Below are 24414 nucleotides of genomic sequence, written 5' to 3'. Positions count from 1 at the left end.
CTAATGATTTACGCGACTGACCAGTTCGATTAAAGAAAGTACGGAAGCATTTATCTTGTCAAAAACAAGGGATGGCATAATGCCAAATAACAAGGCTAATAGAACCATTGGAACCAGTGCCCACGTTTCTCGCCGACCAACATCCGTCAATGCAGCCTCCCATTGGCTTCCTCCCTTTAGACGCGTATGCCCAAAAAACATACGTTGCAAAGTCCACAAAAAATAAGCGGCGCTTAATAGAATACCTACCGCTCCACCAATAGCCATCCACCTAGGGAGAAGACCATTAACGCTCTCAGCGTTAAACGCGCCAATAATCGTAAAAGCTTCAGCGATAAAAGCAGAAAAACCGGGAAGTCCTAATGATGCAAAAAAAGCGATCGCCACGAAAGCCGTGTATTTTGGCATGATAGAGGCCAAACCTCTAAAATTATAGATCATCCGATCGTGCACGCGATCATACAAAACCCCCACGAGGAAAAACAACATAGCGGACAAAAATCCATGGCTGATCATTTGAAACATTGCCCCACTAATCCCTTCCGGTGTCAATGATGCAAGTCCCAAGAGTACAAATCCCATATGAGAAACGGAAGAATAGGCTACCAACCTTTTCAGGTCTTGCTGCGCCAACGCGTTCAGTGCCCCATAAATGATTGAGACTACACCGATCAAACCTATCCACCACGAACCGTTGAACGCAATATCAGGAAATATACTATAGCATATCCTGATGATGCCATAGCCTCCCACCTTCAACAATATGCCGGCCAGTATAATAGATATTGGAGTTGGTGCCTCTACGTGCGCATCAGGCAACCACGTATGCAGCGGCACGATAGGAACCTTAATTGCAAAAGCGATGAAGAGGATAATAAATCCGAGTAGTCGAGCCGATATTCCGAACAACTGATAGTTACCGATCCAGGAGAATAGAGCACCATCGACGTAGTTCTTACCATCCATCATGTGTAACAAATTGAAGGTATGATTGCCGGTGACGGGGTCGGTAACCGAAAAATATAAGCCTACCATGACCAGCAACATGAAAACTGATCCAAATAAGGTATACAAAAAGAACTTAATAGCCGCATATTCTCTCCTTACCCCGCCCCAAATACCGATAAGAAAATACAGAGGTAGTAGCATGACTTCGTAAAACACGTAAAACAGGAAAAAATCAAGCGCTACAAAAACGCCCATAACTGCGGTATTTAGCAGTAATAAGAGGGAGAAGAATCCCTTCAGTTGCTTATCGATTTTCCATGAAGCGATTACCGCTATCAGCATAACCAGAGCGGTAAGAAACAAAAACAGCACGGAAAAGCCATCCACGCCAACGAAATAGTCGACCTCCAAGCTTCCTAAACTACCCAGCTCCAGCCTGATCCATGGAAGTTTTTCCACAAACTGATAACTCTCCAAAGCGGAAACCCCAGGTAACTTGCCATCAAAGGAAGCGTACATATAAGCGGCAAGCAATAGCTGTATTACACTTATGCTTACCGCTATATACTTATATATCGTTTTATATACCGTAGGTATCAGCAATACAAACAGAGCAGCACATAGGGGCAAGAAGATTAAGACAGACAATAAGCTCATATTTTCAGGTTAAGGATTAAAAACTTTTAATCCAACAAATAACACAATTAATAAAACTAAAAACATACTAAATATATAGTATTGTATTTTCCCCTTTCTGGAGCCACGTAATACTCCTCCCATTAAAAAAGCGCCTTTTCCCAAACCATTAACAATAGCGTCCACGAAGTAGCGATCAAGCCATTGTGCAAAATTGGCAAGCGAACGTATAAAGCCTGTAGCCGCTCCTACAACGCCGTCAATTACGACACGATCTATCGCATATAAAATCTTTGAAAGACCAAGCAGGGGTTTCACCAATCCTTTTTCATAGATTAGATTTAGATGCCATTGAGAAAAGGAAAACCGGTACAAAGGCCCCTGAAGACCTACTTTTGGATATCTTCCTTTTGCATACCACCTCCAAGCTATGAAAATCATTACAATAGCCAGCCCGTTAACTGCTGCAGGAATTACTGTATGATATATATTGACTCTTTCCAACGTTTCCGGCAACTCAAAACCTTTGATCAGCCAAGTATCTTCAAAAATTAACGGATTGTATGAAAACAGTGGAAATAGCGAACACAAGCCCAGAAACAACATAGGAAACAGCATAATCTTAGGCGCTTCATGAGGCTGGTATACATTTTTATTATTTTCTTCAAGCCGCAGCTCACCGTAAAAGACCTTGAAAACCAACCTAGCGATATAGAAAGCAGTTAGCGCACTGGTAATTAACAACGATATTGGTATCAGCTTCCACCAAGCAACTTGCCACTCAGACCACTCAAAAGAAAATATCAGGATAGCGTCTTTTGATAGATAACCTGCCGTCAAAGGTAGACCTGCCAAAGCAAGCGCAGCTACCAAGGTCAATCGAAAAGTCTGCGGCATATATTTCTTTAATCCGCCCATATTCCGAATATCCTGTGGATCTATCGTAAGGTTATGTTTTGCCTTCAAATGTTGCATCTCATGTATGACTGCTCCTGCAGAAAGGAAAAGTAAGCACTTAAAAAAAGCGTGTGTCACAAGATGAAAGATAGCGACGCCAAATTGACCAATACCAATGGCCACCATCATAAAACCGAGTTGTGAAATGGTTGAGAAAGCCAGGATTTTTTTTATGTCCTGCTGGGTCAACGCAATTGTGGCCGCCATTAGCGCAGTAAAAGCACCAACCGAGCCGATCAGCAAAAGCACTTGATCGTCGAAAAGGGGAGCTATTCGCACCAGCATGAAAACACCCGCAGCAACCATGGTAGCCGCATGGATTAGGGAAGAAACGGAAGTAGGGCCCTCCATGGCATCCGGCAACCAAATATGAAATGGAAATTGGGCCGATTTAGCCATTGCTCCAAGAAAAAACGCTCCTCCTGCGACCGTCAACCAGATAGCTGGCATGGTATGTTCGTCATATGTCCATTGGAGCCCATTGTTTAAAGCTTCCCTGACCATTCCTCGATCTCCAAAAAGAGCGACTAAATCCAGTGTTTGAAATTGGGTATAAATAATCGCTATGCCTACTAGAAAACCTAAATCACCAATCCTATTAATGAGAAAGGCCTTCTTATTAGCCTTAATGGCAGCCGGTTTCGTAAACCAAAAACCAATTAACAAGTATGAGGCAAAGCCAACCAATTCCCATCCTATGTACATCAGTAGCAAGCTATCCGCCATCACCAGTCCTAACATGGCAAAGCAAAAGAGGCTTAAGTACAGCCAATACCGATGAATACCGGGGTCACCTTTCATATACTTCATAGAATATATATGAACTGGCAGTGCAATAACACAAACCAGCAACAACATGATGGCCGATAAGTTATTTAACAGTATACCTGCGCTAAAAGTATTGTTGCCAATTTGAAACCAAGAAAGCTGTTCATGGACTTGTTCCCTATTCCAAACCCTAACAAATACAAAAACAGCGGCTACCAAGCTGACGGAGATAGCCACGGTAGCAGGCACTCCGGTTCGCAGCCGCTTGCCGGCAATAGCCGAAACAAAAAAAGAAAAGAGCGGAGCTAACAGCACAATCAGTGCCGCCAAAACAGGTATCGATAGCTGATTTAGTTGCTCCATTAATCTTTTAAATCGTTAATATCGTCAGGGTTAATGCTTTTATAGTGTTTATATACGTTCAATATAATAGCCAGCGCGACAGCCACGGCAGCAGCAGCCAAAACAATGGCAAATAAAGCAAAAGTTTGCCCCCCATAAAATGTACCATCATACCTTCCAAATGCCACTAAATTCAATACCGCGGCATTGATCATCAATTCGATACCAACCAATACCAAGATAGCATTCTTCTTTGCGAGAACAGCATACATTCCGGTGGAAAACAATAAGGCACTGACGATTAGAAAATGGCTTAGGCTTATCACTGTAGTCGCTTCTCCTTCCTCGCCAGGTGAGCAGCGCCCATTAATGCCATCATTAAAAATATCGAAACTACTTCAAAAGGTAATATGAAGCGAGTCATAAGATTGATTCCTAAATGATGTATTGTATTATCATGATGTTGTATTAGCAGTTGCTTTTCCTTCGCATCCGTTATCCATTGCGGTTGGTTAGTCGCCACTTGCCATACTACTGTCAACAGAACTGTAAACAGCGCAAGAGAAACCATTCCAGCCTGCCAGGAAGGTAGGGAAAATACCCCCTTAAACCCTGACTGCAAATCATTTAACAGCACTTTATTTGATAGCATAAAAGCAAAGAGCATCAATACCAGTACGCCGCCAACATACACGATTACCTGTGTAACAGCCACAAAATCAGCAAGCGCAAACACGTAAAGTCCCGCAACGGCAAACAGGGTTACAAAAAAAAGAAACAGGCTTCGTACTAGATTCTTCATCGAAACAATCAGTATAGCAGATCCTACGGCAGTGAAAGCCAACACATAGAATAGAAGTAGATTTATATTCATGACTTCCGTTTTGCCGCCTCCTTTTCAGCTTGAAAACGCGCCAATTCGGCCCGCTTTTCTTCGATTTCTTCGTCCGTCATCTCCGAAAACTGATAAATCAGGTCCGATAAATTTGAAAAGCTCCGATCGTAATTATCAGTCATGGTGATACATTCTGTTGGACACACGACGGTGCACAAACCACAATACATGCACTTGGCCATATCGATATCGAATTTAGCCGCATATAAGCGCTTCACACTTCCGTCAGAAGTCTTTCCGATGGCCTCTGTCGCCTTAATCGCTTCGATGCTGATGCAGTCTACCGGACAAGCTTTGGCACAAAGGTCACAGACAATGCAATCATCAATCTCAACATCTAATTGGTATCGGGCAACTTCCGGTATCGGTATTTCCTGTTTAGGGTATTGAATAGTGGTAACCCCTTCTTGTTTTTCAAAATAATTTTCCTGTTTGATATCCAATTCTTTACGTGCCTTGCGCGCAGCAAAAAAATGCTTAAGAGTAATACTTAACCCCTTAAGTGCTGTTCCAAACGCATGTAAAGTTCTTTTTAACATATTTCTTCTTAGCTGTAAGCTATAAGCACTAAGCTTTAAGCTGTTCGTTCATCATTCACTCATTTCAGCTATTGGCTTTCAGTCGCACAAGCTCTTCTCCTATCACGGAATTGGCAATTTATAAGGCTATAGGCCATATGAATAAGCTTTAAGCTACACAAACCCCATCATCACATTGACTAACCGACCGTAGGGAGCTCATGAGTACTGAAAAAAGCAAACACTTACGAATAATCGGCTAATTCTCAAATTGACTAATCAACTATTCAACCATATTCATCGTTCATCATTTATAATTCCTGCCTACCGGCAGGCAGGCATCATTCAATACTAATAAAACTCTACTCAACCACTTAACTACTAACCGACCATAACCAAAATTCGCCAGATACCGGATATTGCCATACATAAAAAGGCCAACGGTGTTAATACCTTCCAAGATAAACTCATCAATTGATCCACACGTAATCGGGGGAGCGTCCATCTAATTAAAATCTGAATGCCAACAATTGTTAAGGTTTTCAGTAACACCCAAACAATCCCCCATACTATTCCCGTTGTCCAAGCTGCCAATTTCAAGGCTCCTATATTTGGCAGTGGTGTGTTCCATCCGCCCAAAAAAAGCACTACGCCAATCATGGATACCAAAAACATCAAACAATATTCGGCCAGAAAGAAGAAGGCAAAGCGTAAGCCTCCATATTCCGTATGGTAACCCGATACCAGTTCCGATTCCGCTTCCGGAATATCGAAGGGGGCCCGATTACACTCAGCCAACGAAGCGACAAAATAAATGATGTAAGCTAATATTAGATGAGGTGCTTGAAAGATATTCCACGCAAAAAAACCACCTATTTCACTTACATCCCAAAAACCAAGGAAAAGTAGACGTTCATTTGTTAATATTCCTTGATTAATGGTCATCTCCTGCATATCCAGTGTCTGCGTTATCATTACTGCAGCAATTAAGGCTAAACCCGCCGGTATTTCATAAGAAACGATCTGTGCAACTGCGCGCAGCGATCCCAATAAAGAAAATTTGTTATTAGAACCCCATCCCGCCATCAGCACCCCAATAGCCTCTACTGATATGATCGCAATTACATAAAATAATCCCAAATTGAGTGCTGCCGGTGCCACATTTGGCGCCCAAGGCATAGCTGCGAAACCTAGGTATACCGCAACGAATACAATAACCGGAGCAGCTGCAAACAACACCTTATCGCCGCTAGCAGGTGATATAAACTCCTTTTGCAAAAGTTTAAGAATATCGGCAATCGTCTGCAAGCTGCCAAATTTACCGGTTTCCATAGGACCCAGTCGATCTTGCACAAAGCCTGCTACTTTGCGCTCGGCATACACGGCAAAAAGCGTAAACCCAGCTAAGAAAGTAAACAACAGAATGGCAACCAGAATATATATGATGTAAAAATTCAAGACAAAATTTGCACTAATTGTAATAAATGCAAACTTAATGATTAAGCATGAAAATACTAAATGGAAAATAAACTTATTTTGAATGATTCTAATAACTACTTATTCTGTAGAGCTGAGCGTGGTTATGAGTTGCAGATACCGGTATAAGGCGGTAAGCTCTAAGCTGTAGGCGTACCGAATTACCCTAGCCGGTTATAAGTTCTAAGTTATAGGTTTTAAGTAAGAGCTTTTGCTACTATAAGGCCGTAAGCTATAAGCTCTAAGCTGTAGGCGTACCGAATTACCCTAGCCGGTTATAAGTTCTAAGTTATAGGTTTTAAGTAAGAGCTTTTGCTACTATAAGGCCGTAAGCTCTAAGCTGTAGGCGTACCGAATTACCCTAGCTGGTTATAAGTTTTAAGTTATAGGTTTTAAGTAGGGCTTCTGCTACTATAAGGCCGTAAGCTCTAAGCTGTAGGCGTACCGCTGCTACTGCCTGTGTTACTGCAACTATTATCACATTGGCTTATTATTCACTGTCTAATTACTTTCAAGGCTTTAATGAACTGACTTCGTTCGGTTATCACACTAGCTATTCACGATTTTCCTACTTAACAACTTAACTACTCCCTATTTAACTATTCCCCATTAACTGCTCCCTAATAAAGCTCCTTCAAATGCTTATAATTGCTCTTAACGGTATCAAGCACTTCATCCATTCGTCCATTGAGTATCATTTTTCCCATTGTAATGGCATAACCCTTCATCTGAGAGAATTCTATCTTCGGCGGCATTGCCAACGAGTTCGGATTCGTTTTTGCGTGCACCAATACGGGTCCTTGATAAGCCAACGCCTCCTTAATGCCCTGCTCTACCTTATCCGGTTCATCGATGCATATTCCCTTCATACCCATCGCCATGGCAACCGTTGCAAAATCCGGATTGTACATATCTGTTTGCCAATCGGGCAAGCCAGCCACTTCCATTTCCAACTTTACCATACCCAGTGAACGATTGTCGAACACAATTACTTTTATTGGAAGATTATACTGAACAATCGTAGCTAAATCACCTAATAACATTGATAGTCCGCCGTCACCACAAAATGCGATCACCTGTTGATTAGGCCGGGCAAAGGCGGCACCAATAGCCTGCGGCATAGCATTGGCCATCGAACCGTGATTAAATGAACCAAGTAATTCCCGGTTAGCGGTAGCTTGTATAAATCGTGCTCCCCAAACACAGCTCATGCCGGTGTCAACCGTGAATATTGCATCATCTGTGGCTAACTTATCAATCGTATGAGCTAAATATTCGGGTGATATATTATCCTTTTTCCCTCTGTCGTTCACATAAGTCTGCTGCGTCTCTTTTACTTTTTCATAAAGCTTCAATTGCGCTCGTAAAAAACTATCATCTTGATTTTGGTCCAACAGTGGCAACAGTGCTTGCAAGGTATGTTTAATATCGCCCATTAGTCCCATTTTGAGCTTAGCCCTACGTCCCAGCCGTTCCGGCTTTTCATCAATTTGAATAATACCACAGCTTTCCGGCATAAAGTCTTTATACGGAAAATCAGTTCCCAATAATACAAGCAGATCTGATTCGTGCATGGCATGGTAGGCGGACGGCAACCCCAAAAGTCCAGTCATTCCGACTTCATTCGGATTGTCGTATTGCACATACATCTTACCTCGAAACGAATAACCAACTGGTGCATTTAATTTCTTTGCTAAAGCCACTACCTCGTCATGGGCTTCTTTACAACCAATACCACAAAAAAGGGTAATCCGTTGATGTTGATTCAACAATTGCGCGAGACTTTGTAATTCTTCGTCATTTGGACGTACTACGGGCCTTTGTTTTAACAAGCTAGTTTCCGTCAATATATCAGCAGCATCTTCCATGGCTACATCACCAGGCATACCAATAACCGCCACACCTTTTTTACTATAGGCATGTTGTAAGGCTGCCTGAAGCATTCTCGGAAATTGTTTCGGCGTCGTAGCTATCTGATTGTAAACACTGCAATCGTCGAATAGCTTAATTGTATTTGTTTCCTGAAAGTAATCAGAACCCATTTCGTCGGTATGCATAGTTGACGCAATCGCTAATACAGGAGCCCCGGATCGATTGGCATCATATAGGCCATTGATGAGATGTACATGTCCAGGACCGCTGCTGCCCGCGCAACAAGCGACACCATTCAACTCAGCTTCCGCAGCTGCGGCATATGCTCCTGCTTCTTCGTGGCGAACATGTACCCATTGCATCTTGCCATTTCTTCGTACGGCATCATTTACCTCATTTAGGCTGTCGCCCGTAACTGCATAAATACGTTTAACTCCTGCGTCCCAAAGGGTTTCAACTAGCTGATCTGCCACTTTTTTTGCCATGATAAAAAATTTAAGGTTGTTAGTAAGATCTAGTAATAACAACACATTGGCTTATTAGTTTGGGCAGCGATAGTTCTGAGTATATAATAGACGATTAAAATTAAGCAAATTCAACCCAATTGCCGTCAGCTCGGATAATTTCTATCAGCTCATTCAAAGCATCTGCAGACTGCACGTTTTTCTTCACAACCTCTTTTCCCCGATAGAGTGTCACCCTATCGGGCCCTGCACCCACATAACCGTAGTCTGCATCGGCCATTTCACCCGGACCATTTACAATACAGCCCATAATGGCTATCTTTAATCCTTTCAGATGATTCGTTCGGCTCCTGATCATTTGCGTGGTTTCCTGTAAATCGAATAAAGTGCGACCACAACTTGGACAGGAAATATATTCAGTTTTTGAAATTCTCGAACGCGTTGCCTGCAAGATAGCAAACGACGCGGATGCAAGCTTATCGGTTGGAATGGAAGCTGCATCAATCCATATACCATTGCCCATTCCATCTATCAAGAGCCCTCCTAAATCAGTTGCAGCATATAATTGCAGTTTAGAAATAGGTTCTTCAGGACTCATCATATCGCCTACCGGTCCGCTAAATTCTACCGGATCATAAGATCGCTTCACAATAACCGGCATCTCCAGTCCCCAACTCCTTAGCTTTACAAAAAATTCCCGTTGATCGGCCATACCATGCAGCTGTCTTGTCTCCAAAACAAAAACCAGGGTTTGATCCATCGGTAAATTTTCGAACGCTTCGCTTTCTAAGTCATCGTGAAAAATGCGCACCAAATTAAGATTGGTATCACGTTCACTAGCATTTATATAATCATGGAGTGTATATAATGGATGCGCATTCTCTTTATTCGTTAAACCCAACCAGGTGGCAAAGTTGTAAACCTGTTTTAAGTTTCCCGGCATGGTAAAGGAGGGCAAATTATCACCAAAAAAAACAAAATCAACGGATTGATCACCCATATGATATTTATCCAACAGGGGGTCGTATATATATCCGATATCCTTTAATACCATAGGGTCTATCAATCGCTTGTTAGATAAGTCAGCCACCACACGGGGGACCATTGATCCGCCGATAAAGGCATTCACCTCTTTCGTTTCATGTCGGCTGCCCAAGTTTTCTACGATAAGTTTCGAATTAGTTACAATTTCTTGTGAATAATTGATCTCCAACACTTGTTCTGCACGTTTTACGTAACGGTTTACTAATGCTCTAGCCACCGGTGCCTCCAATTCCGGCTCTTCTGTTAACGATACCCTCACCGTGTCTCCAAGTCCATCTTCCAATAAGGTACCGATCCCTACGGCCGATTTGATTCTCCCATCCTCTCCATCGCCCGCTTCTGTGACACCTAAATGTAAGGGATAGTTCATCCCTTCGGCCACCATCTTTTCCACGAGCAAACGATACGCTTGTACCATCACCTGCGGGTTACTTGATTTCATTGAAATGACGAGGTTGTAATAATGAAGATCTTCACAGATGCGGATAAACTCGAGTGCAGACTCCACCATACCTTCGGGCGTATCGCCATAATGACTCATGATTCGATCCGATAAAGAACCGTGATTTGTACCGATTCGCATGGCGGTACCATACTCCTTACAGATTTTTACCAAAGGAGCAAACTTGGTATAGATTCTCTCTAGCTCTGCCTGATAGGCTGCATCGGTATAAGTCAGCTGGTCAAATTTCTTCTTATCAGCATAATTTCCGGGGTTCACTCGTACCTTTTCAACAATACGCGCTGCTACTTCTGCCGCATTTGGCGTAAAATGAATGTCAGCAACCAGTGGGACTTTGCACCCTCTTTTGAGTAGCTCTTTTTTTATCTCAGCTAAGTTTTGCGCTTCCTTGATACTGGGGGCCGTGATCCGCACATACTCGCAACCGGCCTCCACCATTCGTAACGTCTGTTCAACAGAGCCCTTGGTATCCATCGTATCCACCGTTGTCATACTTTGAATGCGGATCGGATGCGTACCTCCCATCGGAACATCGCCGATTTGCACCTCTCGTGTAAGCCAACGCTTATAATGCGTCAACGATTCACAATATTTTCCGGGGAGCGTTAATTTTTTCGTTAAATCCATAACCTGTATGTGTTGCACAAAGTTAGGTAATTTTCCTATCTTTAGCCATGGAACAACAGATTACCTTACCTATATTAACTAATGAAGAACAGCGGGTATTGGGTTCTTTAATGGAAAAAAGCAAAACGACACCCGAATATTATCCGCTAACATTAAACAGTTTGACAGCGGCTTGCAATCAAAAATCATCGCGGAAGCCTGTCGTGCAATATGACGACGACACCGTTATAGCGGCATTGGATTCTTTGCGGAAGAAAGGTTTAGTTGCTACGGCTACCGGAGGCACCAGCCGCACCATTAAATACAGACATACCTTAAGTGTTTTATATCCGATTATACCCGCCGAAGTAGCTATTTTATGTCTTCTGCTTTTAAGAGGTCCGCTAACCGTTGGCGAGATCAACAGTAATTCCGGCCGGCTTTACGAATTTGAATCATTGGCAGAAATTCAGGAGTATCTAGATAAGCTGAGCAAAGAAGCGGAACTGCCTGCCATGATTATTCAAGTTCCCAAGAGACCCGGACAAAAAGAGGTTCGTTATATGCATCTTTTTGGTGGCATGCCTGATTTTGAAAGCAGTGAATTCAATGAAGTGTCTGCTATAAACATCCAAGATACAGGCGTGTTGGAAGCTCGCTTAGCCAAGGTAGAACAAGAACTTGAAGAATTAAAAGAGGCATTTGAAAAGTTAATGAAGGAGCTTTATTAGGGAGTAGTTAAGTTGTTAAGTAGGAAAATCGTGAATAGCCAATGTGACAATTAGCCAATGAGCAAATGTGACAATTATTCGTAAGTGTTTGCTTTTTCGGCACTCCTGAGCTCCCTACGGTCGGTTAGCCGATGAGCTAATTGGCCAATGCGATAACGAAGGGCCAGTGCGACTGAAAGCTGATTTCTGATAGCTGGCTAGTTGTCCAATGCAATGACGGCTCTTACTTAAAACCTATAACTTAAAACTTATAACCGGCTAGGGTAATTCGGTACGCCTATAGCCTAGGGCCTATAGCTTACGGCCTTATAGTAGCAGAAGCTCTTACTTAAAACCTATAACTTAAAACTTATAACTGGCTGGGGTAACAAGTTCACTTATTAACGACCTAAAGCTAAAGCTTACAGCTTGAACACTTCAGCTACGGGACTAAATAAATAAATTTTGCCGGTCGCTATTTCTTCGCATCGAAAACGGGTTCGATTTTTTTCCCCTTTTTTAAAGATTCGTCCATTGGGAAGTGCAAAAGCACTACCCAATGCTAGTTCTTCCACCCTAACATGCCCATTTTTAGGATGATCATATTGTTTCAATATACGATACAACGTTAGATCAGAGCAACTGGAAGCAGCCGGATTTGCCAAGTAACTTAATACCGCTTGTCTCACATCATCTGGGAACACCTCCATTTCAAAAAAAGGTTTCATTAATAATTTAAAATTCTGTTTCCATTCTATACCATGAGGTTTTGCCTTTGTTCTGTGTTCATTCCAAGTTTTCAGATGCGCGAATTCATGCACTGTTGTTACCAAAAAAGCATAGGGGTTCAGGTTATGGTTGACCGAGATACGATGTCCTTTGTCTTTGTACGGCGATCTGTAATCACCAAACTTAGATGTCCGGCTTTTGCTGATCTTAAAAAGGCAGGGTGCTTGATGAATCCAACGGGCAATTATTGGGGCAGCCTGCTTCGGAACATATTTTTCTAATGCTAACCTTGTTTTTTCAATCATTTTAAATACGACGCTAAAAATAGCAAGATATTCAGAATAAACAAGGCTTTCACGGCAAGTTCCGGAACACCTAATATTTACATTGGAATAATGCCTGTAATAAACGAACGTTTTTCTTAATCAATTTTAACTATCGCGCTCTGGATAAGCTCGACTCGACACGAAGACACTTTTGTCTATTTTAACAATTGGAACACCAATAGAGAGGAAAAATAAGCCAAAGCCGTCATGTAGGTCAACTGGATAATTGGCCACTTCCAACTTTTAGTTTCCCGATGTACCACCGCGATGGTACTGATACATTGCATGGCAAAAGCATAAAATATCATAAGAGAAAAAGCCGAGGCTACCGTATAAATCGGTTTCCCTGTTATACTATCCTTTGAGCTGAGCATCTTTTGTCGAATTGTTGAGGTATCGTCTTCAGGTTCTTCTACACTATAAATGGTAGCCATCGTTCCCACAAAAACTTCACGTGCAGCAAAAGAAGTAATCAGCGCTATACCAATTTTCCAGTCGAAACCCAAGGGTCTTATAGCCGGTTCAATCGTCTTTCCCAAGATACCAACGTACGAATTCTCCAGCTTCTCTGCTGATTCCAAAAATTGCCGTTCCTCTTCCGAGTAGTTGTTTACGTAATCTTCAGTTTGATATTTTTCTTCGATAGCCTCCATTCGTCCCGGAGGACCGTAAGTTGCTAGCACCCACAAAACAATGGACATGGCAATAATTACCTTCCCTACCTGCAAAACAAAAGTCTTCACTTTCTCGTACATAGTTAAGAAGACATTTTTCCACCGCGGTGCCCGATACACAGGCAATTCCAGGATAAAATAGGATTTCTCCTTGGTTTTGATGACTTTTTTCATAACCCAGGCAACTACAATGGCTCCTATCGTACCTATTAAATACATGCCCATCAGGGCCAAGCCTTGCAGATTAAAGAAACCCCAAATCTTATCGTTTGGCACAACCAAAGAAATTAGTAAAGTATATACCGGTAAACGTGCCGCACAGCTAATGAGAGGCGTTACCATTATGGTAATAATCCGATCTTTCCAGCTTTCAATATTTCTCGTCGCCATAATAGACGGTACGGCACAGGCTAAACCGCCGATCATTGGCACGACCGCCTTTCCGTTCAACCCAACTTTTCGCATAATCTTATCCATCAAGAAGGTGATTCTGGCCATATAACCCGTGTCCTCCAAAATGGCAATAAAACCAAAGAGAATGGCAATCTGCGGGATGAACACCAATACCCCGCCCAGCCCTGCTAAGATGCCGTCCAATAAGAGATCAGCTAAAACTCCTTCGGGGATATACTGTCTTCCTATTTCATCCAGCCAGGCAAAAAAACTTTCTATTAAACCCATAGGATACTCGGCCCAGGCAAATATCGCTTGAAAGATGAGTAAAAGAATAGCCAGGAAAGAGACAAAACCCCAAACCCGATGCGTCAAAATACGATCGATTTTACCTGTCGGTGTTTCCGCTATATTCTTAGGCATTTGCTTTACCGATTCCTGTAAAACCGTGCTAATAAAATCATATCGAGCAATCGTTTCTTTGGTTTGCGAATGTTGAGGCTGGAATGCGTTTGCCTGTTCCAGCGATTCGATATGGTTGCTCTCTTCCTCGGTAAGATAATCTAGTATCTCATGTTGATGAGCAAGTAAAAGCGCTACATAATCTTCCTTTATACGAATATCCTGCTTTATCTGCGAGATCAGTGCCGGAGCAATTTCACAAACCTCAATACTTTGCTTTTGCAGCGCAATGCCGGGTGCGTCTGCAATAGCCTGCTTTAATAATTCTATATTCTCATTTTTTCGGGCACTGATAGGCACCACTTGTACGCCCAACTTTTGAGACATTTTATCTACATCGATCAGGATTTTTTCTTTCCGAGCGGCATCCGACATATTCAGCGCCAAAATAATCGGAATTTTAAGATCCGCAACTTGCGTAAACAACAACAGATTCCGTTTAAGATTGGTAGCGTCCACCACCACCACGATCAGATCCGGATGAGAAGCATTTTTGGGATTCGTCAATACTTCCAGCACAATTGCCTCATCCCGACTTTTAGGATAAAGGCTATAACAACCCGGCAAATCGATGATTTCCACATGCTTTCCGTTTGGAAGTTTAGTGGTTCCTGTTTTTTTATCAACGGTAATACCTGGAAAGTTCCCAACTTTTTGATTGAGTCCGGTCAGACTATTGAACAAAGTTGATTTACCCGTATTCGGATTCCCTACTAACGCTACTCTCATGAATATCTGTACTTATCTATCTATATTTTACAATCCCTCAACAATAATAGTTGCCGCTTCTTCCTTTCGCAAACTAAGCTGATAACCGGCAATCGACACCGCAATGGGATCTCCCAAAGGAGCCACCCGTTCAAAAGTAATCCGTTCTCCCGGTAAACATCCCATTTCCATAAGCTTTATGGAAAGGTTTAGGTCAGTAAAATCTTTAATAATACCGGAACTTCCGATTTTTAATGCTGTCAGTTTCATCCGTAAATATTTTTTATCTCTAGTCGACGGTCGACCTGCCGGTAGGCAAGGCTATATTCAAAACCTAAAGGTTTATGAATACAGATTCAACATCCGACATCGTGAAATGCGACATTTCCCTAGGTGCCTTTCCAATCCGTCGACAGTGACGACCCACAGAAGGCAAGGAGCCTTGTCGCAAACAAATCCAAAGGTAAGCTTTATTTAGAATGATTCAAAAAAAGATATTAGCTTCTTACAAATTCACGACTAAATCAGCGCTTCATAAACTCATAGCTATCGGTTCACGGTTCTATAGTGTTTACTAATTGGCGGGCAATTACATCCTTTTTTGAAAAGTCCGCAAGAACTAAGCAAGAGGCATAAGCCAACTAAAAAGAAAAGGATATACCTATTGTTCATATAAATTTTCATTCTATGTTAAAAAACTCAGATACTTCTTGTTTTAACTTTTCACGTTATATTTTTGCTGCCCTATAGCTTCTATGCAACACGAGGTACGAAAATAATCCCATACCCGTACCAGTCATGTCGGCAAAAACATCCCACCAATCACCGCTACGATAGGTAAAGAACTGATACTGTAAAAATTCTGTAAGTAAAGCAAATATTGCCGAAAAAATGAGCGCTTTCAAAAAAATACCGAATTGAGGCTGATGAGTTTTCTTTTTTCTTGCGTAACCTAAACAGAGCAAAACCGAAAAAACAAAGAAAAATCCAGTATGTACCAATTTGTCCATTCCTTCAAAGTGCGGTACTTTTTCTGTCGTGTTATCCATTGGCAAACAAGTAAGTAACAATACAACTACGGCCCACAAGATGGCCCATATAAAATGCTTCATAGCTTAGCGCAGGGGGAGAATAAAAGTATCATTCTATAAAATGATCAAGAAATAAACCAATAGTAAAAAATTAAAGCGATAGACTACTATTAAAAGAAGCAATCTATCGCTTTCACTTGTCTCGTAATACGTAATATTAATGACAAAATCGAATTCGGTAAAGCAGCGTATTAAGCTCCTACCAATGCTTGATATGCTTCAGCAGAAAGTAATCCGTCCAGCTCTGCACTATTACTGATTTTCACTTTAATAATCCAACCGTCACCATAAGGGTCATTGTTTACCAATTCCGGCGACCCATCCAACGCTTCATTTAAACTTAACACAGTTGATGTCACCGGCATGTACAAATCAGAAACGGTTTTTACTGCTTCCACCGTACCAAATACGTCATTAACAGCCACCTCATCACCCACCGTATTGATGTCTACAAAAACGATATCGCCTAATTCACGCTGAGCAAATTCAGTAATTCCTATGGTTGCTTCATCGCCCTCTACACGGATCCATTCGTGGTCTTTCGTGTACTTTAATTCAGCTGGAAAATTCATTATTATTTTGTTTAGTGCTTTAGTAACCCTTCTTCGTTAAGAAGACCGGTATATTCATGTTGTTTTTTTGCCAAACTTAGATAAAATTGCTTTCAAATGCAATTTTCATTGCGTGGCTCTATGCTTTAGCCCCTGAGCGGGATGGGGAACTTGTTAGTAGGGAATAGTGATTTTTAGCTATTAGTTTTTAGCTATCAGCTTTCGGCTATTTGGTTATAAGTTCTAAGTTATAGGTTTTAAGTAGGGGCTTCTGCTAATGTGGTAACCATTATCACATTGGCTCATTCACCAGTTGTCAGTAATCAGCTTTCAGTCGCACAGCCCTTATCACATCATCACATTGGCCAATTGGCTCATTATCACATCGGCTAACCGACCGTAGGAAGCTCATGAGTGCCGAAAAAGCAAACACTTACGAATAATCAACGAGCTTTCAGTAATCAGCTTTCAGCTTTCAGTTGCGCTAGCCTCTCATCATCACATTGGCTCATCGGCTAATTATTCACTATCTGTTTTTATTATTAAGGTGTTCATGAGCTCACTTTGTTCGGTTATCACATTGACCAATTAACGTCTCAACAACTCAACTATTTCCCTACTCAACTATTTCCCTATTAACTACTCCTTACTGCAATAATATCCTCAAATTGAATCCGAAGTTGCTATAGGCCGTTGCATAGGTTTGCGAAGTATAAGGCTTCACTGCATTGCTATCGAAGAACATTCGGATATTAAAACGATTATTGAACATATAATCGATAGACGGTCGGTAAGTAATATTTTTATTTCCTGAGGCCATTTCAGAAAACTCGGAATCGGACCGGTATACCAAGGTTTTCATATCATTGATAGCCACATCCAGTTTAAAGGTCAAATCGTTTGAAACTTTTCTATCTGCAAACCAACCAAAGGGAAATCTAAAATTAGCAACACGATAGCCTGCCCCCAAAATGAAGCCTTCATCCAGTAGCTGTGCCAATTGACTGTTCTGTAGGCTAAGGCTTAAAGTCCGAGCCTTCCTATATTCCGCATTGGCTGTTAGGTTATTCTTGAAACGAGCGTTGAAGCCAATCAGGGGTAAAAATTGCTCTTGTAAAGTAATTTGTGAGAATTGATATTGTGGCAAAAAGTTTCCATTGACATCTCTCACCGAAGACGCGCCATTCGTTTCACCATATCGAATAAGTGTGGTGTAACCATTAATATTATAGAGTGTTCGATAACCATGTACCAGTTCCAACGAGGATAAATAATCGCTAAAGAAAGGATATTTCGCCAATCCATTATACATAATACGCCAGTTAGGTATTGGTATACGCGGGAACACACCTAAGCTCTGCTTCTCCGGGCTTTTGCCTGTATAAGCCGCCAGAAAAGCGCCAACTACTACGTCTTGTGCCGTATTTCCATATCCATCAGCAAAATCGCCGATCGTTCCTTCCGAATTGGGATTTAATTGTCCCAATCTTCGTGAGATTGTCCCTCTGTTTCTTTCAAAAGTTCTGAAAAGCTCATCTTTGTTCGAAAAGGCCGTTTTCAAAGAGAGATACGATATACTGTAATCCCCTGCTGTAACCGGTGTTACCCGCTCAAATCCTTGCGTATCTTCGTTAAAGAGCACTTGCGTGGTAAAATTTCTATTTTCAATCCGCGTAGCTGTCAAGTCGATCCGTAGATCCTTAAAGGGCTCCAGTGTAGCGCGGATACTCAAATCCTCGCGTAAAGACTTCGCATAAAGTTGCGTTTGCAGGCTATCGGTACTCAACCATCCATTGGCAATCGCTTTTCCCAATATATCCCCTTGTCCACCAAAGATGAATCCGAAGCCCGGGGCATTCATATCGAAGTCCAAACCCAGCATATTTGTTTTCCCGAGATATCCGGGTAAAAACGTTCCATCAACCCTGGTGTAAGCAGCGTTAATATCCTTAATGCCGGAAACAAAGTTTGCCAGGATTTCAGTTCCTTTGTTCGGACTTCGTCCATTTCGCGCATCCCTAAAGAAAGGGAATTTATTAAAGAGCCCCAAAAGATTGAACCGCGGATTTAGTTGCAAGGTCCGCGAGTTCTGAATCGTATTTCCGATATTCAGGTTCGGGTCGTTGATTGCCAATAAGGGTTGGGTCTGCCAAGCGAACTGACTTCCATAACGAGCGGCTACATTGATCCAATCAAGTCCCGGAATTTTATCCAGCGGCACATTATAGGTTAAATTCATCATATGGTTATAGTCAGTCGTTCTCCCCAACTTCCAGAAGTTTTCCCATAAAGTATCCCGCTTTAAGCCATCCAAACGTCCCTGCGGTTCATCTATAATAGAATAGTTAGTAGCATTAAAATCCAGCTTTAGTGAGCGAGTAAGATTCCAGCTAATACCATATAGCCGCGTCATCGTAAAATTCTTATTATAGAGGGTACCTATATTACCGGCAGGCAGGTAGTTATCCGGTGAACTGCCAGTACGAAGTGTGTTCTCGGTGTAAAGTCTTTGTACATCAATCCGAAAATTAATAAAAGAAGGCATCAAATTAAAGTTCAGATCACTTAATAGACGAGTATATCTTCCTTTAAATAATTTCTTCAGCGGTTCTATGTACTTATCTTTATTTTGCACATAATCGTAAGATAGTGAAGCGCGATAATTGTTTTGAACGGATTTCTCTGTCAAATAATCACGATGGTAAAACTGTGAGAAAGCATAGGAGACGCTAAAGTTCTCGATATCCCATAAACGTACCGGTTTTTCGTTATCCATACGCAACTTCCGCACGTTCATGAAGCTGATACTTTTGCGCGTCGTATAATCCTGCGTCAGGCGCAGAAGGGAATCTTTTTGATTATCATTCAGTCCATCCAGTGCCGATTTCATTTCAATGTCCGGCATTAAGGGATTGTATTGTGGGGTACGCACCTGACTTGAATAATTAAAATAAAAAGGAATTCTGATGCCCGTGCGTTCGGGGAAGAACTTACCCAGTTCCACACTACTTGTAAAGTCAAAAAATCGATCTTCCGTCCGATTTCGCTCATTGATTCGCGCGTCGATTGCACCAAAGCCAATGGTACTCTTACTTCCAGAAACCGTCACATCCGCGAAATCGGCCAATTTAGCATTTAAACGAGCTGTTGCGGCCCATCCCCCCTTATCCTCATAATCGGTCAAACGTAATTCATTGAACCAAATAACACCTGATTTCTCCATCCCGTCATCATTTGCATTATTTTGTCCTTTCAACGGATTTTTGACACCCAGCATATAGAATCTGATTTTACTGATGTCCGGTTGTCCTTTAATCGTCACGGTATTTGTGCCATCCACAAAGCTATAGGGCAAATTGATCGGCCAAGGACTACCATCGGGTAGGGTAGCTTTATTTCTTGCTTCTTTTGCTTCCTGGAATAGCTTAATTTCGACATTCATACGATTACTTGACGGCCAAATGGCGTCTGGATCCCGGCTTCCCGGCGTCGTTACTTCGAGTGGCATTTCGTACTCATAATAGTTTTCGATGCCATCGGTTCCCACCCTTATAAAACCATGTAAATCTCCACTTCGCAACTCATCGCCTTCCGCGTGAACAAACATCTGCAAGCGTTTGTAAGCTCGAAAGTCATTGGTGGAAGTACGATAGGCCGCTTGTCCATAACCATCTCGCAACCGGTTGACGGTGACCGACAAAGCCTGCTCATTCAATTGTACATTTGTGTTATAATTGCCATAATCGATCTGTCGTTCGATGCCCGGAGGAACTACGTACGGAATCGGTTGCCTGTTCCCGTTTTCTTCAATACTAACCGCCGCTACTTCAATGGTAGAATTGTCTAAACCCGGATTATTTAAAGTTGGATCTGCAATGACTTTTGTAGGCGATCGTTCCGAATTGAATCGCCGCCATTCGCCCCTTACCAATTGTAATCTCGCCATTCTTAGGATAGACGTATCCGCGAAATTTGTCATGAACATCCGTATAAAGCGAATAGACTTAAAGTCTTGGGGATCGCCTGCCTTGGATTCGTATTGCGTAATTGGAATGCGTAGTTGATACCATTTCACATTTTCCTTCTTACCATTGGCCAAGGTAACGGGTGCATCAATCATATCCACAATAAAGTTCTTACCCACCATCATATCCTGCGGACGAACAGAAACACGGTACTGATAATACTCGTCGATCTGGTTCATGGTATTATCCCGATTGACATCCTCCCCATCGGGTAATAAGGTAGATGCCGACGTATTGACTCCATCTCCTGCTCCGGCCTGCTCCGCAGTTTTGCTATTACCCTCCGTCCCGTTAAATCGCTCATACCGTTTTAGAATACCGGCATTCTGCGCATCCAATTCGGCACTTCTAAAATAGCTGAAGTTATCGCTTGAGGGGTCGTTATTTAACTCCTGTAAAGGTTGCGGGTTTAACGTTGCACTAGCTTGCGACAGAAAGTTCGAAAAATGATTTCGTTCGTCGGCATCGTTCAAGGCATCTAAGCCGACATCCTGTAATGCGCGTTGATCGGGATTATTCGCGAAGGCCTGCACCATGGGTTGCAGTTTAGGAACTCTTCCCCAATTGGTTAGGTCCATTTCTGCATAATTGCCATTCGTAGGCAGTGCGTTTTCCACGGCCCGACGTCCGTCTTTTAAGATATCTTCCGAGATATTTCCCAAGTTGAAATAAAGATCCCCACCCTCATCCTGTGGTTTATAAATGAACGGATCCATCATCCAAAGCTCGATAAATTCGATATTTTGTGCTTCAAAATCAGGCGTTTGAATTTGTCGGAACATACCTCCCCAGCGGGATTTGGGATTGGTTAAGGTACCATCACTGTTTACACCTGAAAGCGTATAGTTATAAGGGCCTCTTATTGTAGGATAAAAACTGAGGTCAAGTGTAGACATGAACAAAGGCTGTCCGGTAACCGTTTGCTTATTCGGAAACACCTCCTGTTCCAATACCTCCCGTACGTAATGGTTCGACAATTCCGTTAAATTACCCCTAATATTCGCAGGTGTAAGACTATTATCATTCCGATAAAAAACCGGATCAATATTATAGAAGGCTAGTCGGGCCCTGTTGTAGCCATAGCGTAAATCATTAGATAGCTGTGACTCGGGAAACAATTGAGGCGTACCCGAAATTTGCCAGCTATAGGCGCCTTTTAAATCAATTATAGACCGACTGTTTTCAAAATCATCAATATAGCTGGCGCCATTTCTGGATCCGGCGATATTGGTTGCCTTCGAATGTCCCGGTATCAGATTAGCAAATTCGCCATAGAAGGAAATAGTAGATTCCTCACGTGTATTAATAAATGGAATTTTATCCACCATACGCGTAAGCCATCGAGAAGGAGCGTTATAGTTCACATCAAATCCCCAAATGGTATTGGAGATTGGTTCTTGCGCTAAATTGACTTTTTGCGTTAGTGGTCGTTCCGATAAATTCATAATAGTACCGCCCAGTTGAAGCTGGTCGTTCACCATATAATCTAATCGGGACCCAAATAAGGTCCGTTGTTGTAAGCCAAAGAGTTCATTGTTTTCCATCTTTATTCGAATGGCCTGCCCGGATCTTAGTAGCGCCTCATTTAAGATGCGTACCCTTCCAATTTCGTAATCCACCGTAAAGTCTGCCCCTTCTTGCAAGGGAATCCCACCTGCATAGACCTGTACCGACCCTCGGGGGATGTTAATCGCTCCTAGCTGGAACTCCGATCCTGCTTCGGATTCATAGGTGCCGCGTATTGCGTATCTATTTTTGTTGGCAAACAGTTGCTGTGCAACCACCTTGGTTGAGTCATAGAGTTCTTGAAACGCATACCGCTCTGCCAACTGCTCCTCTCCCGGGGCGAATAAGCTCTTCAAATCCTTTCCGAAAGGTTCCACTACCGGGAATACAACCCTTCCATATTCCGGGTCGATCGTCAGGCCTTCCAAAAAGTCAAAAACCCCGTCAGGCTGTCGATCATTCTGTGGATTAAGTCGGTCCAAGCCTGTCAACTGCAGCCATAATTTGTTGGTGGTATTTTTCCCTTCAAACATCACCGGCCGTTCAACCCCCGTTTCGTCTTCCAGTCTAAAGACATTCAGAATAAAATTATTTCGTCCTACCCGATAAGCACCGATCGAGTAGATGTTTTTCATCATTAGGTCCCAAACAGGTAAATTAGGCTTCAATACTTCATTTTTCAACAACTTGGTAAAGAGCACCTGTGGATTGGATGGGGTAATAGGAATATCCGTAGAAAATTCGCCTACCTGGTATTCCCTCCCGTTGGCTGTATAGCGATAAGCAACCGCCAGTACCTGATCAGCGTTTAATGGTGTATTTAAGGAAATATATCCCAACCGTCGATTCACAGTATACTCCTTTTCCGTTAATTTCCGTGCATTGGAAAGGCGAGCATAGTTGTCGTTAGCTCCACTACTTTGGAAAAGGGCGGCAACAGCATTTGATGAGCTATAGCGGGCATCGGGGTATTGCTGTTGCAAAATCTGCAAGAGCCGGTTCGACTGTTCAGGAAAGGCAGGGTCGCCTACCACACCCGCCGCCGGTAACTGAGAACCTCCCGGCTGATTAAACATCGGATTCCAGGGGCGACTTTCTCCTAGGTCCATAAAAGCCAATACATCTCGGCTATTTTCGATCGAGTTACTCCTATTCGTAACCCAAACTTCGATCTGCGTAATATTAACATTCGTTAATAATAAAGGAGCATTGGACATTGCTCTATTATAATTGTCGCGAAAGTACTGCGCAAGGAAGTAATGCTTGTTCTGTTCGTACTCGTCAGCTTTCAACGAAAACTCATTTTGCTGCGCGCCATTGGTAATAGTGATCTCCTTGCTTTGCGATCGTTGCTGTGAAAAGACACTCGTTACCCCCAATTTACCAAATTGCAATTGCGTCTTTACACCGAAAAGAGCTTGTGTGCCTGAAATTAATGTAGAATTTAAAGGCATACTTACATTACCCACTTCGATACGACGAATGATTGCGTCATCTTTTCCCACGTAGTCAAACTTAATCTGATTTTCAAAGTCGAACTGCGCCTCCGTATTATAATTGGTAATGATGCGCATTCGATCACCGATCTGACCGGTTAAGTTCATCTGGATACGCTGATCGAAATCAAATCCGAATTGCTTCCGTTGGCGCTCATTGAACATGGGATTATCGTTTTTATTATATTGTCCCATAATGGTAGCATCCACACTTCCCCTAGGTATAATATTAATCGTATTTCCACCAAAAATCTTCTCGAAAGTAGGGCTATTCACTTGAATACTAGGAATCCATCCATCTTTCCGCGCACGTCTGGAAAAGTCATCCGACAGCTCTCGCCAAGTACGTTCTTTCAACGATTGGTTTTCATATTGCTGATATTCGTCAATACTCAAGTACTGTGGCGGACGGTACATGCTGCTTCCAATATTATCTCGAATGATATATTGCCTACCAATGGGATCAAAGTCTATTTCCCTTTTGATAGTCCCGGGCTTACGAAGATGAATACCATTATCTCGTTGGTATAAATTTAGGAAAGGTTCGTCCTTAATGGGATAAAGCACTCCCGTACTGTCACTTACATTCTTAGTACTATCTCTATTAGTTGATAATGCCGGCTTTTGCCGGGCCAAAACATCTATCGCCCCCGGAACTGAAAAGAAAAAAAGAAAAAATAGTATACTCGAAAAGGTATTTCTCACAGCACAGGTAAATGAATGTACTTGCTTTATAATATAATTGATAACTTGA

15 protein-coding genes are annotated in these 24414 nt (G+C 42.2%); 1 reads left to right on the top strand and 14 read right to left on the bottom strand.

The genetic code is table 11. From position 1 onward, the window contains the following. From ACH11B_RS11650 to ispG, 8 genes are all read right to left on the bottom strand, one after another. Complete coding sequence (locus tag ACH11B_RS11650) at nucleotides 1-1605, bottom strand: NuoM family protein (RefSeq protein WP_377612659.1); 1605 nt, start codon at nucleotides 1603-1605, stop codon at nucleotides 1-3. 9 nt (nucleotides 1606-1614) lie between these two features. Then, entirely contained in the window at nucleotides 1615-3672 is a 2058-nt protein-coding gene (gene nuoL, locus ACH11B_RS11645) for an NADH-quinone oxidoreductase subunit L (protein ID WP_377612661.1), read from the bottom strand. Then, nucleotides 3672-3977, bottom strand: a complete 306-nt coding sequence (gene nuoK, locus ACH11B_RS11640; RefSeq protein ID WP_013665486.1) for an NADH-quinone oxidoreductase subunit NuoK — start codon at nucleotides 3975-3977, stop codon at nucleotides 3672-3674. Before nuoK ends, nuoL begins: the two co-directional genes overlap by 1 nt. Next, entirely contained in the window at nucleotides 3974-4525 is a 552-nt protein-coding gene (locus ACH11B_RS11635) for an NADH-quinone oxidoreductase subunit J (RefSeq protein ID WP_377612663.1), read from the bottom strand. The genes nuoK and ACH11B_RS11635 overlap by 4 nt, the downstream gene beginning before the upstream one ends. Then, nucleotides 4522-5085 (bottom strand): 4Fe-4S binding protein, encoded by a 564-nt coding sequence (locus ACH11B_RS11630; protein ID WP_013665484.1) that lies wholly within the window; start codon nucleotides 5083-5085, stop codon nucleotides 4522-4524. The genes ACH11B_RS11635 and ACH11B_RS11630 overlap by 4 nt, the downstream gene beginning before the upstream one ends. Before the next feature lie 360 nt (nucleotides 5086-5445). Then, the gene (gene nuoH / locus ACH11B_RS11625) at nucleotides 5446-6540 is read right to left on the bottom strand and encodes an NADH-quinone oxidoreductase subunit NuoH (protein ID WP_377612840.1); all 1095 of its coding nucleotides are present in this window, start codon (nucleotides 6538-6540) and stop codon (nucleotides 5446-5448) included. Nucleotides 6541-7160: 620 nt separating this feature from the next. Beyond that, nucleotides 7161-8897, bottom strand: a complete 1737-nt coding sequence (locus ACH11B_RS11620) for a ubiquinone-dependent pyruvate dehydrogenase (RefSeq protein ID WP_013665482.1) — start codon at nucleotides 8895-8897, stop codon at nucleotides 7161-7163. 100 nt (nucleotides 8898-8997) lie between these two features. Next, nucleotides 8998-11010 (bottom strand): (E)-4-hydroxy-3-methylbut-2-enyl-diphosphate synthase, encoded by a 2013-nt coding sequence (gene ispG / locus ACH11B_RS11615; protein ID WP_207303758.1) that lies wholly within the window; start codon nucleotides 11008-11010, stop codon nucleotides 8998-9000. Between the two features lie 47 nt (nucleotides 11011-11057). Between ispG and ACH11B_RS11610 the strand changes: the two genes are divergently transcribed. Further along, nucleotides 11058-11720 carry a YceH family protein gene (locus ACH11B_RS11610; RefSeq protein WP_377612665.1) on the top strand — a complete coding sequence of 221 codons (663 nt, stop codon included), beginning with the start codon at nucleotides 11058-11060 and terminating at the stop codon, nucleotides 11718-11720. Nucleotides 11721-12121: 401 nt separating this feature from the next. On the opposite strand, the gene ACH11B_RS11605 is transcribed toward ACH11B_RS11610, so the two are convergent. From ACH11B_RS11605 to sprA, 6 genes are all read right to left on the bottom strand, one after another. Then, a complete protein-coding gene (locus tag ACH11B_RS11605; RefSeq protein WP_013665479.1) occupies nucleotides 12122-12733 on the bottom strand; it encodes a hypothetical protein in 612 nt (203 codons plus the stop codon). A 176-nt stretch (nucleotides 12734-12909) separates the two neighbouring features. Then, nucleotides 12910-15012 carry a ferrous iron transport protein B gene (feoB, locus tag ACH11B_RS11600; protein ID WP_377612667.1) on the bottom strand — a complete coding sequence of 701 codons (2103 nt, stop codon included), beginning with the start codon at nucleotides 15010-15012 and terminating at the stop codon, nucleotides 12910-12912. Between the two features lie 27 nt (nucleotides 15013-15039). Continuing rightward, on the bottom strand, nucleotides 15040-15261 hold the full coding sequence (locus tag ACH11B_RS11595) for a FeoA family protein (RefSeq protein ID WP_130856364.1): 222 nt from the start codon (nucleotides 15259-15261) through the stop codon (nucleotides 15040-15042). 458 nt (nucleotides 15262-15719) lie between these two features. Continuing rightward, nucleotides 15720-16103, bottom strand: a complete 384-nt coding sequence (locus ACH11B_RS11590) for a VanZ family protein (RefSeq protein ID WP_013665475.1) — start codon at nucleotides 16101-16103, stop codon at nucleotides 15720-15722. Nucleotides 16104-16273: 170 nt separating this feature from the next. Beyond that, nucleotides 16274-16654 (bottom strand): glycine cleavage system protein GcvH, encoded by a 381-nt coding sequence (gcvH, locus tag ACH11B_RS11585; protein ID WP_130856363.1) that lies wholly within the window; start codon nucleotides 16652-16654, stop codon nucleotides 16274-16276. 625 nt (nucleotides 16655-17279) lie between these two features. Further along, nucleotides 17280-24365, bottom strand: coding sequence for a cell surface protein SprA (gene sprA, locus ACH11B_RS11580; RefSeq protein WP_377612670.1), 7086 nt, complete (start codon nucleotides 24363-24365; stop codon nucleotides 17280-17282). Nucleotides 24366-24414: the final 49 nt, after the last annotated feature.

Source organism: Olivibacter sp. EAT-5, assembly GCF_044784325.1.
In the GTDB taxonomy this organism is placed as follows: domain Bacteria; phylum Bacteroidota; class Bacteroidia; order Sphingobacteriales; family Sphingobacteriaceae; genus Olivibacter; species Olivibacter oleidegradans.
The sequence above is the reverse complement of the archived record's forward strand: the minus strand, read 5'-3'. Positions and strand labels throughout refer to the sequence as shown.